Source organism: Paenibacillus sp. RC84, assembly GCF_041260495.1.
Lineage (GTDB): Bacteria > Bacillota > Bacilli > Paenibacillales > NBRC-103111 > Paenibacillus_F.
The window spans coordinates 274,727-291,167 of the sequence record NZ_JBGBYL010000002.1 but is presented as its reverse complement, the minus strand read 5'-3'; the positions used below and the strand labels follow the sequence as shown (position 1 = coordinate 291,167).

17 protein-coding genes are annotated in these 16,441 nt (G+C 55.2%); 2 read left to right on the top strand and 15 right to left on the bottom strand.

Annotated elements, in window-relative coordinates:
• Window positions 1-17: 17 nt before the first annotated feature.
• The 11 genes from ABH899_RS05015 to ABH899_RS04965 all read right to left on the bottom strand — a co-directional run bounded on the left by ABH899_RS05015 (window position 18) and on the right by ABH899_RS04965 (window position 10,120).
• A complete protein-coding gene (locus tag ABH899_RS05015) occupies window positions 18-776 on the bottom strand; it encodes a creatininase family protein (RefSeq protein ID WP_369994520.1) in 759 nt (252 codons plus the stop codon).
• 13 nt (window positions 777-789) lie between these two features.
• Complete coding sequence (locus ABH899_RS05010) at window positions 790-1,782, bottom strand: phosphotriesterase family protein (protein WP_369994519.1); 993 nt, start codon at window positions 1,780-1,782, stop codon at window positions 790-792.
• 100 nt (window positions 1,783-1,882) lie between these two features.
• Window positions 1,883-3,178, bottom strand: a complete 1,296-nt coding sequence (locus ABH899_RS05005) for a PTS ascorbate transporter subunit IIC (protein WP_218229216.1) — start codon at window positions 3,176-3,178, stop codon at window positions 1,883-1,885.
• A gap of 20 nt (window positions 3,179-3,198) precedes the next feature.
• Window positions 3,199-3,462 carry a PTS sugar transporter subunit IIB gene (locus tag ABH899_RS05000; RefSeq protein WP_009671516.1) on the bottom strand — a complete coding sequence of 88 codons (264 nt, stop codon included), beginning with the start codon at window positions 3,460-3,462 and terminating at the stop codon, window positions 3,199-3,201.
• Window positions 3,459-3,902 (bottom strand): PTS sugar transporter subunit IIA, encoded by a 444-nt coding sequence (locus ABH899_RS04995; RefSeq protein WP_369994516.1) that lies wholly within the window; start codon window positions 3,900-3,902, stop codon window positions 3,459-3,461. Before ABH899_RS04995 ends, ABH899_RS05000 begins: the two co-directional genes overlap by 4 nt.
• Before the next feature lie 26 nt (window positions 3,903-3,928).
• The gene (locus ABH899_RS04990; protein WP_369995127.1) at window positions 3,929-6,049 is read right to left on the bottom strand and encodes a BglG family transcription antiterminator; all 2,121 of its coding nucleotides are present in this window, start codon (window positions 6,047-6,049) and stop codon (window positions 3,929-3,931) included.
• Between the two features lie 294 nt (window positions 6,050-6,343).
• Entirely contained in the window at window positions 6,344-7,201 is an 858-nt protein-coding gene (locus ABH899_RS04985; RefSeq protein WP_369994514.1) for an SDR family oxidoreductase, read from the bottom strand.
• Between the two features lie 76 nt (window positions 7,202-7,277).
• A complete protein-coding gene (locus ABH899_RS04980; protein WP_369994512.1) occupies window positions 7,278-8,075 on the bottom strand; it encodes an inositol monophosphatase family protein in 798 nt (265 codons plus the stop codon).
• 75 nt (window positions 8,076-8,150) lie between these two features.
• Window positions 8,151-8,687, bottom strand: coding sequence for a GNAT family N-acetyltransferase (locus tag ABH899_RS04975; protein ID WP_369994510.1), 537 nt, complete (start codon window positions 8,685-8,687; stop codon window positions 8,151-8,153).
• Window positions 8,688-8,693: 6 nt separating this feature from the next.
• The gene (locus tag ABH899_RS04970; protein ID WP_369994508.1) at window positions 8,694-9,011 is read right to left on the bottom strand and encodes a hypothetical protein; all 318 of its coding nucleotides are present in this window, start codon (window positions 9,009-9,011) and stop codon (window positions 8,694-8,696) included.
• Between the two features lie 620 nt (window positions 9,012-9,631).
• Window positions 9,632-10,120: a DinB family protein gene (locus ABH899_RS04965; RefSeq protein ID WP_369994505.1), complete on the bottom strand. Its 489-nt coding sequence runs from the start codon at window positions 10,118-10,120 to the stop codon at window positions 9,632-9,634.
• Between the two features lie 247 nt (window positions 10,121-10,367).
• On the opposite strand from ABH899_RS04965, the gene ABH899_RS04960 reads away from it, so the two are divergent.
• Window positions 10,368-11,345 (top strand): aldo/keto reductase, encoded by a 978-nt coding sequence (locus ABH899_RS04960; protein ID WP_369994503.1) that lies wholly within the window; start codon window positions 10,368-10,370, stop codon window positions 11,343-11,345.
• 283 nt (window positions 11,346-11,628) lie between these two features.
• Here the strand turns inward: ABH899_RS04960 and ABH899_RS04955 are convergent, their stop codons facing one another.
• Window positions 11,629-11,892, bottom strand: a complete 264-nt coding sequence (locus ABH899_RS04955; RefSeq protein ID WP_369994502.1) for a hypothetical protein — start codon at window positions 11,890-11,892, stop codon at window positions 11,629-11,631.
• A gap of 255 nt (window positions 11,893-12,147) precedes the next feature.
• Here ABH899_RS04955 and ABH899_RS04950 point away from each other — a divergent pair, with 255 nt between their 5' ends.
• Complete coding sequence (locus tag ABH899_RS04950; protein ID WP_369994499.1) at window positions 12,148-13,824, top strand: fibronectin type III domain-containing protein; 1,677 nt, start codon at window positions 12,148-12,150, stop codon at window positions 13,822-13,824.
• A 314-nt stretch (window positions 13,825-14,138) separates the two neighbouring features.
• Here ABH899_RS04950 and ABH899_RS04945 read toward each other — a convergent pair whose 3' ends face one another.
• The 3 genes from ABH899_RS04945 to ABH899_RS04935 all read right to left on the bottom strand — a co-directional run bounded on the left by ABH899_RS04945 (window position 14,139) and on the right by ABH899_RS04935 (window position 16,368).
• Entirely contained in the window at window positions 14,139-14,339 is a 201-nt protein-coding gene (locus tag ABH899_RS04945; RefSeq protein WP_369994497.1) for a hypothetical protein, read from the bottom strand.
• Between the two features lie 12 nt (window positions 14,340-14,351).
• Complete coding sequence (locus ABH899_RS04940) at window positions 14,352-14,576, bottom strand: aspartyl-phosphate phosphatase Spo0E family protein (protein WP_009671513.1); 225 nt, start codon at window positions 14,574-14,576, stop codon at window positions 14,352-14,354.
• Between the two features lie 331 nt (window positions 14,577-14,907).
• Window positions 14,908-16,368 carry a helix-turn-helix domain-containing protein gene (locus tag ABH899_RS04935; RefSeq protein WP_369994495.1) on the bottom strand — a complete coding sequence of 487 codons (1,461 nt, stop codon included), beginning with the start codon at window positions 16,366-16,368 and terminating at the stop codon, window positions 14,908-14,910.
• Between the last annotated feature and the right edge of the window lie 73 nt (window positions 16,369-16,441).

The following is a 16,441-nucleotide window of genomic DNA, read 5'->3' as shown; positions in this document are numbered from 1 at the left end:
TAGCTCTCACCCCGTTGTCAGTCTGTTGAATCCTGATGTTTCCCGTCTTCCAGTGCCTGCTTGGCCTGCAGAATCATCTCGGCCATCACGTCCAGGCTGCGTTCGATAATCTTTTCGCCCTTCTCCCGGGTAGCCAGCGTGGCGTCGCCGAGAACGGCGGAGGACGTGATTTCCTCCCATGGCGTCGGCGTGCAGTCCGCTTCCGCTGATATGCGGGGCGCTCCGTCTATCGCTTTGCTCATGTCCACGTACTCGCCGGCCAGATAAAGCATGTAGGAAGTCTCGATTTCGTCGGCATGCATGTAGGTCCCGTGAGCCGCCGAAGACTCCCTCACCTGAGCGGTGATTTCTTTCGTGCCCGGATAAAAGAAATAGAACACTTTCAACTCCGGCACCCGTTCGTATAAAACTCTGGCGGCTTCCTTAAGCGCGACCGCATTGCCCAAATGGCCGTTGACCATGGAGAAAATACGGAAACCCTGCTGGTACAGGCTCTCTCCGATGTCCGCCAGCAGCCGGATCAGCGCCTCGTTGGAGACGTTGATGCTGCCCGGAAAATTCCGCAGGCTCCACACCTGGCCGTAAGGCAGGACCGGAAGCACGAAGCTGTCCGTGCGGGCCGCCAGTTTATCCGCCAGCCGTTCGGCAAGCAGATTATCGGTGCCGAGCGGCAGGTGGGGGCCGTGCGCTTCCACGGCTCCGATAGGCAGGATTGCCGCCCGGAATTGTCGGATTTTATCCTGCACCTCGTACGAGTTTTCGTGCTCGAACTTCATCGTGCGCGCCTCCTTACTTTTTGAATGAGAAGCAGTTGGCCGGGTTTTTCACGAAAAATTTCTCGATCAGCTTCTGCCCGTCGAACCCGTTGCGGTTCGCTTCGTCCACAAAGCGCGGTACCCACTTCGCAATGATGTACTCCAGGCCGAGACCGTGGTCGTAATGCTTATAATACGTTTTGCGGGCGGTATCACCGCTGATCAGAATCTGATCCTCGTAGCCCTTGCTTACGAGATTGAGAATCAGCGCGATCCGCGTGCTTTCGGGAGCGTACTTGATTTTGCCGATGCCGTCAAAGCTCATGTAAGCGCCGGTTGCCGCGATCTGCTCGTGGTAGTAAGGGTCCGGGTTGCGGTCCATATGGCCCAGGCTGAGGTACGACAGGTCCACGCCCTCGCTTTTCAGGAGCTCGATCTGCTCCAGCGCCATGGTGCCGACTTCCGTATGGGAGTGCATGGGAGCTTTCGTCTCGTGGTGAGCGCGCGCTACCGCGCGGAGTGTTTTCTCTTCCAGGGGCGTAATGCGGTTGTAGCCCGTCCCGAATTTGACTTGGCCGGCTTTGAAAGGCGTTCCTTCGAGCCCTTCCTCCACCTCGCGGATGACGAAATCGGCCAGCTCGTTGATGCTTTTCGCTTCGATCCATTGGGTATAGGTTTCATAATCGCCGGTGAGCGGCTTCAGCTCTTCTTTGATTTTGGCATCCCACAGGAAGCTTTTGTTGAAACCCGCCGTGCCCACGATCTTAATGCCCGTTTCCAGGGCAATTTCCTGTACCGCTTGGACGTCCCGGCCGTAATCGACCGCCGTCGCATCCACGATCGCGCGTCCGCCGTGCTTTTTGAAATCAAGAACGTCCCGCTTGGATTTCTCTTTATCGTCCAGCAGCAGATCGTCCTCTCCCCGTTCCTGCCAGAAGGCCGGACGGCATACAATATGTTCGTGGGAATACGTAAAGCCCAGATCCTCTTTGGCGATGTCTCCATGTAAGGTACGGATATAGCTCATAACGTGTCTCCTCCACTCTCTTTATTCGGAAAAGGAAGACGGCGGAGCTTAGCGCTGTCACCGTCTTGTTGCCCTCGGGCGTTCGCCCGCTCATTCGTTGTTAGAAGAACAGTTTAGCCAGGAAGTGCAGAATCGGACCGATAATGAACATATCGGAGTCGGCTGCCCACATGGCCGTATCCGGCACCGTCGAAGCGATGAAGAAGCGGACCATGAGGAATTGTCCCCAGGCTACGATCGTGGCCGTGATGAATCCGCCGATTACGGCCCCGCGGACACCGCCCGTCGAGTTCCCGAACACGCCGGCCGTAGCCCCGTGGAAGAACAAGACGATCATCGTCGGAACGAAGATGTAGGAAACGGTGTTACCGAGCACAAGCAGCCAGATAATGGCGCCCGCGAAAGCTCCCAGGAAGCCGAGTACGACCGCATTCGGCGCGTACGGATACACAACCGGCGCGTCCAGTGCCGGCTTGGCTCCGGGTACGAGTTTTGTAGCGATCCCGTTGAAAGCCGGAACCAGTTCGCCGACAAACATCCGGACCCCCATCAGAACGATGGCGATACCGCCCGCGAACGTAAACGATTGAATAATCGAATAGATAATAAAGTTCTGATCGCCCGATTTCGCCATCAGTTCGGCTGCGGCAGGCGTTCCTTTCGTCGAAAGGATAATGGCCCCGATCAGGAACAGAATCCCCATGCTGAGCGCTGTAATGACGTTGGAATCACGAAGGAATTCGAAGCCTTTCGGCACTTTGATTTTCTCCGAGTCGTTGTTTTTGTTGCCGAATAGTTTACCGAACAGGGCTGCCAGCAGGGCAACCGAGGCGGACGTGTGACCGAGGGCAATGTTATCGTTGCCCGTTACTTTGCGCAGGAACGGCTGAACGAGAGCCGGCTGGAAGGTCCAGTACAGACCGAGTACGACGGCAATCATCAGCACAAGCTTCCAAATGGCGATACCGCTTGAGGCATGCACGATCACGCCCGCGAAGATCGTTGAAGTCCAGAACATCATGTGACCGGTCAGGTAAATGAATTTAAACCGGGTAAAACGGGCCAGCGCGACGTTGATCAGGAAGCCGACGAGCATCGCCAGCGTGACGGCGCTTCCGTATTTGCCGTTAAACGCTTCCTGCCCCATAAACGTACCGAGCGAGCCGGCCTCCAGTCCGAAGACCTCTTTCCACATCGGCTCGAAGACATTCAGCGCTTTGACGATGACGTCGGAACCGGCGCCGATTACAAGGAAACCGATAATAGCTTTAAAGGTACCGCTTACGAGCTGGCTAGTCGACTTCTTCTGGAGCAGAAGCCCGACCAGAACGATGAACCCGAGCAGAATGGCCGGTGTTCCGAAAATATTGGTGGCGATCCAAAAAAGCACGTCCATAAAGACCCCTCCTTAATGGGTTACAGCACTTCTTCCAGTTTTTGTTTGATTTCGTCATTGTCAAAATAGTTATTGACGATCACGATTTTGGCCGCGTGCCCTTGCAGGCTCTGTGCCAGTTCATTGCTCGTAATGATGTACTCCGCCGCCGTGCCGGATGCCGTGGATACGTCGGTATGCTCCACATCGGCGCTTACACCCAAGCCGCTCAGCACGTTTTCCACGTTCATTCTCAAAATCAGGCTGGTTCCTTGTCCAAGACCGCATACGCATAAAATTTTCATTGTTCGTTCCCCCTAATAAGTTGTTGAATAGTATCTACATCGGCTGCCTGCTTGAACGCTTCCACGTTGTCCGGGTTGCTTAGCAAAATCGTCAGCTTGCGCAGCATGGTGATATGCTCGGAGCTGGTGGACCCGCCCAGTGCGAATACGAGCTGAACGGGATCGTTGGCCGCGTGGCCGAATTCGACCGGTTTCTTCAGCCGGAGCAGCGAGACGGACGCTTCTTTCACTCCGTCTTCCGCACGGGCGTGCGGCAGAGCGATATGCGGCGCCAGGACGAAGTACGGGCCTTTGTCCCGGTAGGAGTCCACCATGGCTTCGGCGTAGCGCGTTTCCGCGGCACCCGCATCCGCCAGCAGTCCTCCCGCCAGACGGATCGCTTCTTCCGCCGTCTCGGCTTCGACATCAAGTGCAATTAAGGACGGTTCTAAAAATTTCATCTCTCATCTCTCCCAAATCCGGTAGTCTAACTGCGGGGACCTGCTTGTATCTGCTGTAATATCTGTTCTTTGGTCCCGGCGTTCTTCAGCCGGGTCAGGCTGTCTTGTTCTCTGAGCAGGAGCGTCAGCTCCGACAACGCTTTGAGATGCGATTCTCCGTCGATCGCCGCCAGCACCAGGATCACCTGTACTTGATAGCGGGTTTCTTCGGAGAAGGCTACGGGCTTTGCAAGCCGCAGCAGGCTGATTCCCAGCCGCTTTACTCCCTCCTGCGGCTTGCCGTGCGCGATGGCGATGCCCGGAGCCACGACGATGTAGGGGCCCAGCGCCTCCACCTTGGCGATCATCGCCCCGATGTAGGCCTCCTCGATGCGCCCGTCCTCGAGAAGAGGCAGGGCCGCCTCGCGGATGGCGGAGCGCCAGTCGGCGGCCTCCTCCTCCACCCGGACCATCGGTCCGGTGAGCAGGTCGGCCAGCGACGGCTTGCGGGCTTCGCTCAGCCACGTTTTCCCCACGGACATGTAGCGGTTCAGTTCCTCCGCGAGTCCCGCTTCATCCGTCACCTTCGCGTATTTGCGGACAATGTCGAGCAGGGCCTGAACCGAGCTGGCCTGGGCCCGGGACTTGCGGCCGACGACCGTGTTGATCTGGTTCAGCAGATGCTCCTTGTCCTTGTCGCTGAGGATCGGATTCACGACGAACACGGGGACGCTGCTGTCCGGAAGCGGGACCGTCGAGAAAATAAAATCGACGCTCTCCTCTTCAAACGCTTCGTAATCCCTCAGCGAGAGTATGGCCGTAATGTCCACCGCCGAAAACAAATCTTCGAGCTGGGACTTCAGCATCCTCGAAGCGGAAATGCCGTTGACGCAGACGATGGCGGCCTGGCGCCTCTGTACCGGCTCCGTGTTCTCCCTCCGCAGCCAGCCGCCGAAATGCATGGCGAGGTAGCCGATCTCGTCATCGTCGAGCCTGCGTCCGACAAGCTCCTCGAACGGTGCCGCGGAGCGCCGCGTCAGCTCGAACACTTCCCCGTACTTGGAGCGGATGTTGCCGAGGAGCGGGTTATCGAGCTCCAGCCCGTACAGGATCCGGTAATACGCGGGCTTCAGATGAACGAGCAGATTCTCCTCCATCGATTCCCGGTTCGGCAGAAACACGCAGGCGTGACGCTGGAAGGCGTCGGTCATTTCCCTGGCCGCATCGCGGAGCTTCTCGATCACTTCCTCGGAGCCGGTCAACTGCTCCATCCGGTTGACGCGCGCCCCGAGCAGGTGCATCGTAAAATACGCGATTTCCTCGTCCGGTATGGCGGCGTCGAACAGATCGCCGAGGCCCTCCGCAATGCGGGCGGCGGCCTCGTATTCCGGCATGCGCCCGAGCACGCTCCGCTCATCTTCGTCGATCGAGATGAGCTGCTTGTTCTGGATTCGGCGTGTATAGAGCAGGAAGCGAGTGGTCAGGTTAAACACCATCTCGTCCGTTAATTCCACGCCGAGTGTGCGTTCGCTGTCGGCGATGAGCCGGTAAACCCGCTTCAGGTGATCCGGCTTCATCGGAGGGAATAGGTCCAGCACCGGGTCAAGACTGCCCGGGTCTTCGCTCCGGCTGAGCGCCTGCTCCCAGCCCACGCTTCCGAAGATTTGCCCGAAGTAGTACGTGAGCGCCTTCCGCTTGTCGCTCTCTTCCCCCCGGACCCGGTAGCCCTGCTTGCGGTCGTAAGCGACCTTAAGCTTCAGGGATTCCAGTTCCGGCCGGACAATGTTCAAATCCTTCAGTACGGTTCCCCGGCTGACTTGCAGGAGATCCGTCAAGTGATGGACGAAAAGCGATCCCTCCGCCGGCGATAACAGATGAACGGCCAGCCAGGCCAACCGCTCCCGCGGAGACAAGTAGTACTGCTGGACCGGAAGCTGTCCGGCAAGATGCGGAATGCCCTTGCGGCTTTCATCCGGCAAATAGTAGCCGGCCGCCCGGACATATTCGACCGGCGGAAGATGAATCGTTTTCAGCCAGTCGTTGATTTTTTCCATATCGTAATAAACGGTTCGTCTGGAGATGCCGAGCTTCTGCATCAGTTCTTCCAGAGATACATAATCGGCTGCCTGCTGCAGCAGCGTCAAAATCCGGGTACTGCGTTCGTCCAGAATACGGCATCACCTCCTTTACCGTTTAGTGTGGTTCTTTGTTCGATTTGATTATACCCATGGACAATAAACGAAAGACAGTTCAATTCGTGGAGGCTCCTTTGTGCAAAAATGAATTCTAATCTCGCAAATCCGGAAGACGGCACCCGGCTTCGGCTTTCGTCCACGCAAAAAAACGGCTCCGGAAGCATCCGCTCCTGGCCGCTTATCAAGCCGGTTCTATTGAATAGGACCCGTCTATCTCATTACCGCCGCTGACTTGCTTTTATCCCGATTAATCCGTATCCGCCCGCGTCACTCCGTTTCCAAAGGCCGCAGTCCCACTTCCCGCACGCTCCAATCCCAGAACTTCGCGGCAAGCTCCTTGTCTTTAGCCCGAGCGGACACCGGCGCAATCTTCTTCCGGTAAAAATATTCGCCCGTGGCGCACGATACGTTATCGCTGGCAGCCAGGTAAACCGCCGTTTCCGCCCCCTGGGCGGGTGTGAGGAAGAACGGCCGCAGCATAGCGAGCACCGATTTGCCGAAGCCCGTATTCCGGTCCACGCCGATCTGGGTGCCGACGGCTCCCGGGTGCAGGGCGTTCACCGTAACGGCGGTCCCTTTCAGCCGGGCGGCGAGCTCCTTGGCGAACAGAATGTTCGCCAGCTTGGACTGCGCGTATCCGGTCCATACCGTATACCCCTTCGTCAGATACGGGTCTTCCCACCGGATTTTGCCGATTTTATGCGCACCGGAGGAGACGACGACGATCCGGCCCTGCTCCGCCCGCTTCAGCGGCCCCAGCAGCAGATTCGTCAGCAGAAAATGGCCCAGATGGTTGACGCCCATCATAACTTCGAATCCGTCGGAAGTGGTCTCTCTCTTGAGCGATACGACGCCGGCATTATTGATCAGCACGTCCAGATGATCGTAGCGGCTCTTGAAATCCGCGGCAAAAGACCGGATGCTCCGGAGCGAACCGAGGTCGCACTGCATTAGCTCGATGTCTCCGGAGCCGCTGGCCGCTATCGCTTCCCGGAGAGCGCTCTGCCCCCGCTCTTCGCTGCGGCATACCATAAGGACCTTCGCCCCCTGCCGGGCCAACGCAATCGTTGTGGCGAGACCCATGCCCGAGTTGGCCCCGGTTACCATCATAATTTTATGCTTCATCTGCAGCCCGCCTTCGTTAGGTTTTTGGGGAAAATCGTGTACGAGCAGGATCGCCGGCAGCGGGTGTTTGAACCGATCAGCCCAACCCTTCGGCCACCGTTTTCAAAAAATGCTCCTTATGCGCCGGGTGGCAGGCAATGAGGTAAGGCTCCGGGCTCATTCCTCTGAACGGCTTGCCTTCATAATCCATGACGAGTCCGCCCGCCTCCTGTACCATCAGGATGCCCGAATACAGGTCGGTCCCCTCCGAGTTGTACAGAACGATGCCGTCCAAGTCTCCCTTGGCGAGCATGCACCACTGGAGAGTCGGCGCCCACACCCTCATCATCCGCTTGAACCGGACGTCCAGATGATGGCGGAGCTTAACGGCACGCGCCTCGTTCTGGACCTTGTGCCCTTGTATCCAGCCGATCGTGCCGCGCTGAATGGACGGGCAAGGTTTGGTCTGAATACGGATATTGTTGCAGAAGGCCCCTTTGTCCGCCGCGCTGAGGAACAGCCTGTCCACCATCGGTTCGTAAATTACGGCCAGCACGGGATTTCCCTGGTGCATCAGCGTGATAGACGTGGCGAAAAGCGGAAGACCTATCGCGTAATTGTTCGTCCCGTCGAGCGGGTCCACGATCCACATCCAGTCGCTCTGCCTGCCGTTGTGCCCGATCTCTTCGCTGTCCACGCAGTGATCGGGAAAGCTTTTCGCGATGTGGCTCAAAATAATTTCCTCCGCGAGGTGATCCACCTCCGTTACAACGTCGCCGAAATCGTCCTTTTCCAGAATGCTGTTAATATTCTCAAACCGGTTCTTCGCTTCTTGCCCGGCTTGTAAAGCGGCTTGGATGCCCACCTTCTTCGCTGCGCGCAGGATGTCTTCCACTGCCTTCTCCCCCTCTGCTCTATCTGTCCGCCTATCCGACTAGGCTTGTATACCGGTGTCTGTAGTCGGGTATTTTTACCGGCCGCGTCCGTGCCATTCGCTCTCCAAAATGCCCATTTCAATCAAATTCCAGTAGGTGTCTCCCATTCGTTTGGAGTCCCGAATGAGGCCTTCTCTCACGAAGCCTTCCTTCTCGTAGCAGCGGATTGCCGCTTCGTTAAAGTCGAAAACGCCGAGCGTCATTTTATGCAGGCGGAGTTCTTCAAATCCGATCCGGAGCGCCTCGCGGATCATCGCTTGTCCGGTTCCTCGGCCCCGCCGGGCCGTATGGCCCACGAGCACCTTGCCGATCCTTGCGGAGCGATTATGCCGGTCGATATTTCCGATCGAAAGATGCCCTATCGTCAAATCGGTCTCCGAATCGATAACCTTATATACGAGCCGGCCGGATTGTTCAAGATCGTTGGCCCCTTCCATATAAGCCTCCAGCTGCGATGCGGTTAGTGGGTACTTAAACTGGGGCCCCGCCCATTGAAGCAGAAAAGCCTCGTCTCCGCTCCATTCGATAAGCTGGTCAAAATCCTCTTCTCCGAAATACGCAAACCGGATCATTTCAGATCACATTCCTTCCCATCTGATTATGGCCAAATATAAACCGGCGGTCAGAAGAGCGCACGGCACGATAAGCATAGGCTGTCTGTTCTCCAGACACGTCAGCAGACCGAAAACAAAGGTAAATATCGCCAGCAACACACTAAAAGCAAGCATGGCCATCATGACCAGAAAGCCCGTCAGTTCATCGCCGAACGGCAGATGCACCGCGACGAGAGCCCCGTATTCCAATCCGACCGTAAGCAGCAGAAGCAGGCTGTAGTAGCGCCAGGTAAGCAGCCGTCTCCCTCCGTTCACGGGTTCCGTCCCCTTTTCGCTTCGCATGGCAAGCTCCTCTTCCCATGATTTGTAAGTCGATCCTTCTGTTAGAGTAGCATCCCTAGTCTCATTTGAAAATGCTTTTTGAAAAAGAAAATTTTCGTTAAAAGAAGGTAAACAAAAAAAGTCGTTTGCCGATTTCTTCCGTATTTTCCGGCGAAACGAACGGTTCTTGAACAGCTCCTTAGCGGATCGATCCGGCGCGGAAACGCAAAAAAACGCGTGCATGTCATGCACACATTCTTTGTATTTCACCCTGGGCATCTCCCGGCGTGCAGTCTGGTATCGCATGCAAGGAGCAGCCACGCGGGTATAAACGGACGGGCCCTGCTGGTGCAGACCCTCGTGACGATCAGAAATCGGCAGCCTGCGGATCATGATTCCGTACGTTCTCCACCTATGCGGCGATCCTTATATCCGTCCGGCAGGATACTCGCAGCCTAGCGCGTTTCCGGCTCCCTGATCGTCGGCCCGATGTCCTCTCCCGCTTTGCGGTTTGTTCCGGTTCACAAAGAAAACACCAAGCGAAATTCACTTGATGTTCTCAAATAGAAGCTATGTACGCTGCCTCCGGCAAAGCTTTGCAGGTCCCGCTCGGGGCTTGCTCGTGGCTTGCCACGGACCGATTATTTGCCGATCTGCTCGCGTTCTTCCTTACTCGGGCCGTAAATGCCCGGCACAACCAAGCCGGCCTGGCGCATAAGGACCGTCATTTGGCCCCGGTGATGAGCCTGGTGTTGAATAACGAAGCGCATGATGCCATGAATCGTGGTTTCCCGGCCGAACACGGTAATGCTTTGCTTGAGCATCTCGTCCGTCCACTGCTCGCCCGCCGCCCGAAGCAGGTTCGAGCTTGTCTGCTCGTAGACATCGGCGATTTCTTTGGCGGACTCGGGAACTCCCGCGCCTCGCTCAGGTCCTTCGAACTTCAGGCCTGCCGCCGAAAAAAGGCCGTAAATGGCTTGAGACAGATGCCATCCAAGCTCTCCAAGGGAGAAGTGGTCCAACGCGACGCTCTGGTCGAGCGACTCGTCCGTCAACGTATTTAAAATTTTTCCCGTCAACGAAGCCTCTCGCTTCCATTCCTGTTGAAACTCGTTCAGACTTACGAACATACTTGTCAGCCTCCTTTAAGGAACTAATCTCTTTACCAGTATAATACAAAAAGGTCCTCCTTAACCAATGACACCGCTCCGTACGCCGGCGAGCTGCGCGTGGCATGAAAGGAAGGGAAGAGAAAGAAATCTTCCGGTAAATTCCCCCGATTTTCCTTTTGGTTTTTTTGGCACTCTCCGCCGGATTCGGTATAATGAACAACGTACATACGTCTGCCGCATAGCGCCTACAACAGGAGGAATGATGATGAACATACTACCGTTAAAAAAACGCGGCCTGAACGCGAGCCGTCTCGTACTGGGCTGCATGCCTTTCGGCGGAGGCTGGAATTCCGATCCGGTGACCAAAGAAGATGAAACGCAGGCGCAGAAAGCCGTCGAAGCCGCTCTTTCCATCGGAATCTCCATGTTCGACCATGCCGATATCTATACAAGAGGAAAAGCCGAAGAAACTTTCGGCCGCATTCTCAAAAACAAGCCGGGTCTGCGCGAGGAGATGGTGATCCAGTCCAAATGCGGCATCCGCTTCGCCGAAGGGGATGTACCCGGGCGTTACGACTTCTCCAAAGCCTACATCGGCGAAGCCGTCGACGGAATTCTCCGCCGTCTGGGCACCGACTATCTCGACGTCCTCCTGCTGCACAGACCCGATCCGCTGATGGAGCCGGAAGAAGTCGCGGAAGCGTTCGGCCGTCTTAAAGCCGCCGGAAAAGTCCGCTATTTCGGGGTGTCCAACATGAGCGCCGCCCAAACCCGTTTCCTTCAGCGTGCGCTGCCCGATCAGCTCGCCGTCAACCAGCTGGAGATGAGTCTGGCGCGCCACGACTGGCTCGACCAGGGGGTTCACGTGAACCAGAAGGCCGGCACTTCGGTGAACTTCTCCGAGGGGCTGCTGGAATACTGCCGGATGGAGAACATCCAGATCCAGGCATGGGGCCCGCTGGCCCAGGGTAAATTCTCCGGCAACCTCGGAGAATCGGAGCCGGAGCACATCCGCAAGACGGCGGAGCTCGTCGGCAAGCTTGCGGATGAGAAAGAGACCACGCGCGAGGCTGTCGTACTCGGCTGGCTCATGCGGCACCCGGCCATGATCCAGCCGGTGATCGGCACGGCCAACGCGGAGCGTATCACCGCCTGCAAGGACGCCGAGCGCCAGGCGGAGCTCATGACCCGGGAAGAGTGGTATTCGCTTTACGTCAGCGCGAGAGGCAGCTTCCTGCCTTAAGCGCATCGGAACCTCCGGTCTGCTTCGGCAGCTCCGGAGGTTTTTTTGTGGATACCGAAGGCCCCCCGACTCAGCTCTGCCCATTAATGAAATGAACAATTCCGACAACAATTAGCACAGCCACAGTTATTAGGAAACACTTTACCAATAGTTTAACCATAACAATACCTCCAACTCGCCGCTGCTGAGTATTACCCAGCATTCCGGCTTCCCGGCGAACAAGCGGACTTGATTCCATATCCGTCTTCGTCCAGCCTCAATTATCTGCCGCATATTGGCTCTTTTAAAACTTTCCCTTTTTTTTGAAATAAGTCTGCAGTCCCTGAAGGATGACGATCGCCGCGCACACGAGCAAGCACACGAGTAGCATGATCCATACAACCTGAGCAGCCTGCCAATCCGTAAGGCCCACGGACCGCACCGGATAAACGCTCACATAGCCTCTTATCAAATAAATCAAACCGGCGAGTAGCAGAAGCACCGTCATCCGGTAAATCATCTTCCCGCTAGTCAATTTATCCGCTCCTCTCTCTTCGACAATCCGCATGAACGCGGCCCTCATACCGGCGCAAACTTCACTGCTAACCGCCGCCTTAATCCGCCTTTATTCGCGGAATATTTTACCGCTAAAAAGACTTTGTCGAAATTCCCCCCTCCATAATAGGTTTTTATCCTTAATCGGGACGAGCCTCCATGGGATAATAAAAGTGTATTTGTAACCGTTTACAAAAAAGGAGGCCTATTCAACCCGCTTACCGGCAGAACCCGCACTTATCTCAATTAAAAAGGAGCGTACCGATTGATGACTTCTTACGCAACTCCCCGAAAAAAAATGATTCACCTTGCCCTCGCCTTCACGCTTGGCCTCGGCGTAGTGCCTGCTCTGGCTTCCAGCCAGGCTCATGCGGCCGGTACGGCTGCGGCGGCATGCCAAGACCCCGCCTGGAACTCTACAACCGCCTACACGGCCGGCAAAAGAGTCTCCTACTCCGGCAAGACCTTCGAAGCCAAATGGTGGACGCAAGGGGAACAGCCCAACACGGCGAACACCTGGGGCGCCTGGAAGTATGTGAGCGACTGCGGCTCCACCGGCGGCGGCACGACAGACACGCAGGCGCCATCCGTTCCTTCCGGGCTGAAGGCAACCGCCTCCACGAGCACAAGCGTCTCCCTGTCATGGGCAGCCTCGACGGACAACGTCGGCGTGACGGGCTACGACGTCTATCAGGGAACGGCTCTTGCCGCCAGCGTGACGGGAACGACAGCCCTCGTCACCGGCCTTACCGCCTCGACGGCCTACAGCTTTACCGTGAAGGCCAAGGACGCGGCCGGCAACGTATCGGCCGCAAGCGCTCCGGTCAGCGTGACGACACCGGAAGGCGGAACCACGCCTTCCCCGGACCGCAGGTACGTGGCCTACGCCAGTACCTGGAACACCAGCATCTACGATTTGAAGCTGGAGAACATCCCGAATTACATCACGGATGTCAACCTGTCTTTCGCCAGACCGGATACGAAGTATGTCAAAGGTTCTTACGCCTTCGACCAGGAAGTTGCGGGCTTTGAGTTTGTCGAGGGCGCCACTACGGGCCGCGGCCAGCTGAAGTTTACGCCGCAACAGTCCCAGGATCTGCGCAGCAACATCGCCGCACTGGATGCGCGCGGAACGGACACGTGGCTCTCCGTGGGCGGCTGGTCTTACAGCCAAGGCAGCCAGTGGGCGAATTTCAACGCGCCGCATGTCGTCGACCTCGCGCTGGATCTCGGCGCTTCCGGCGTGGATATCGACTGGGAGTCGAGCGGCAGCAACTGCAACAAAGCCGCAGCCGAATCGTTCAGCTGTTCCAAAGACGCCGAAATCGCCGGCATCATCAACAGCCTGTACAACGAAATCAAGGCACGGGGCGCGAAGCTGAAAATCTCCATCGCCGGCTGGTCCACGGGAGCCTACTACGTGAAAGGCTCGCCGTTCGAAGAAGGCAAAGTCCAGTACGGCTCGCCGTTCGGCGGCACGATGTACCGCGTCGTGAAAGATCACGGCAGCAAAATCGACATGATCAACCTCATGTCCTACGACGGCGGCGTCTATTACGATCCGCGCGAAGGCTACGAATCGTACCGCGCCATCTACGGAGGGACGATCAACATGGGCCTGCAGATTGCGCCAGAAGGCTCCGGCGGTGCCGTACTGAAGCTGAATGCTGCACCGGGAACCGTCTACGACGCCGAGATGCTAAACGGCCAGAACAACGTCGCATCCGCTTACTACAACGTGGAGACGCTTGTCAAATACGTCAAAAACAAAGGCAAGTCGTTTGACGGCTTCATGCTCTGGCAGCTGTGGAAGCAGCGCGTTCATCTGCCGGCCCCTTCGGACGGCGCCACCGAGAACAGCGCAGGCCAGTATGTGTGCCGCAACCTGCCTCTGGCAGGCGACTGCAGCCAGACCATTCCGACACTGCCGAAGTTGACTCCGTAACGAAAGCGGCATAACGGCACCTTGCAAGCAGCGGTTACCCTCGCGTCTTCGCGCAGCGGTAACCGCTTTTTTGGGCTGAAAAGCATGCGTAATCGGCAATCGCAGATGCGTGTTCCGGCTCCGTTTGGCTGGCTTTTCCCCAAGTTAGACCAGGTGAACTTTGATGCCCGCGGTCCCTCTTTTTAACACTTTCCTGTTCGGGTCTAAGGATTTTCGGCAAGTTGCGATCTAACGCAAACAAGCGCTCGAACAAGATCGAAACGCACAAGGAGGCTCTTAGTTATCCGAGCTGCTTTTGATCGGTTTTCTGACCGTTAAAGCAGCCCTCGTTCATTTTTGCGATGCTCGTGTTCAGGCAGTTCTTCCCGCTTCGGGTCAACTTTATCACGTGTACGCTTGCTTTTTTTACCGTCCAGATGGAATACCATAAACATGGCGCTTATGAGCACCCACATCAAAAACATCACAATGATGAGCTGGTCGGAATTGAACAATTGAATAATCGAAGTAGGCATACGGGTATTCTCCTAATTTATGAATTCAGCGGGACCGGTTACAGAAGAGAGGCTTAGATGAATAACACCCGGGTACTTTTGCTCCTTGAGCTTGCATTTCTCCCGCTGATAGGTATTCAAAACACGGTCTAATTCCTGAGATTTAGTTAGAACCCTGGAATCGGAAAATCCATATTCCCCTGCCAGCCGCATCATTTCTCTACGAATTTCTTCAATATGCTGATGAATTTCGTCCATCCTCATACTCTCCTATAGGTAATATGTAAAACCTGTCCTTTACCTCTGTTCTTGTCATATTTTACATCCTTCTGTTAAATTATAGGATATCGTTCGAATGACATTACGCTTAGATGCCTTCTCCCCCGAATAAAAAAAAGACATCCCCGGATTACCCGGGAATGCCCTTTCTGCTGCTATCCTTTTCATTTGCCGGGTTAATTTCCCCAGCCATGCCCCAATTGTACGATCTTATGTACTTGCGTCTGCGGTTGAGCTGAAAATCCCGTGCTTGGAGCCAAAACGGCAATTGCCATACTCGACAGCACGAGCAAAACAGATAATTTTCTTTTCATCCTAATCGCACCTCATTCACTAAATGTTTAAATTCATTCTTTTCTTCAATGCCCGCCAAGTGCCTAAATCTTTCAAAAAGCGCCATACATTGAATAATATTTCTCTCACTATTTATTCTAACAGAAAATTCCAATCCGTGCAGTACAAACTTTATGCCTTTTCTACGATTTTGAGTCAAGTGATAGGCCGCCAAATCGCTCAAAAACTGGGCGTACCGCTCCTTCATCACGGGCTTGTTGTACTCGCCAAATTCAGATTGATAGGTTTGATAGGGAAGATGAGAAGAAAAGCGGTCCAGAATATCGTCGATCTCATATCCGTACCGATTGGCTATTTGTACGATTTTGCAGAGTGCCGTGAAAATATCGTCCTTGCGGGACGCGATGCAGTTGATGTATTCGGGCAGAACCATGAGTTCTCCCGACATGATGCGGTACAAATAAGTGTTCGCTACCGCCCATTCTCTAAACTGCTCGACAATACGTTTCTCCTCATCCGATTGTTCCCGTAGCCAGTCCGGTTCCGCGTACAAGGAAACGTAATGCAGCGCCTGATCGAATTGGCCGCGTTCCTCACATACCACCGAACGGATCAGCAGGGCCTGGAGGATATAATAGCAAAGCGGACGTTTGGGCTGCTTGATAGCCTCCCTGCCGGGTTCCGAAGCCGGCTCAAGCCGGTACTGAATGGCCGCAATCCGGTGCAGCTCTTGGGCTAGTGTATCGACCTTCTCCCATTCGTGCAGAGTCCCGAATACATAAGCCAATTGATTCAGCGCATCCAACTGATCCGATACGTCTAACCGGGGCACATAGCTTTCGAATAAGGTAGCCGCCCGTAAATTAGCTTTTAGATCATCTCCTATGGCAAGGGTAAACAGCCGGTACTGACAGAGGGCCAGTCTTTCGGAATGCTGGTACTTTTCACTTTCCGCAATGCACTCATACAAAAGCGCGGCAGCCTCTCTTCTTCCTTCCGAATGAAAGTGTTCGGCCGTCTCAAATAACAAAGGAAGATACGAGAGATTTTCCAGCATCAGCCGTACCACGCGCAAGAGGAGGTCCAGTTTGCCCAGCTCCGCACAGCGGTGTATGAGCGGTCCCAATCTGCGCCAATCCGGATTCGAATGAAAAAAACATTCTTCAATGTAAACGTCATAGAAATGGCCTTCGTGAAGCCCCATACCGGCGGTCATTCGATCCAACTGCTGCATGGCGATCGGACGATTCCCGTGCAAAATAATGCTTAACGTTCCGGAGTTGATTCCGGAAACTTCCGCAAATTGGTTAATCGTCATCTGCCGGCGATCTAGATAGCTCTTCAATTGTGTGCGAATCGAAGTTATTTTTGGCCCCAAACCATCACCACTTTCTGAAAACCACCGAATCCTGCCGGTTTCCCTATCACAAAATAAATCTATTAGGACATCGGTCAATAAAAGAATTTGAGAACGCATTTTCCATTACATGGGAATTATACCTCAAATGATCTATTGGGACAATTAGATGAAAGATAACGTGCACGTTTTT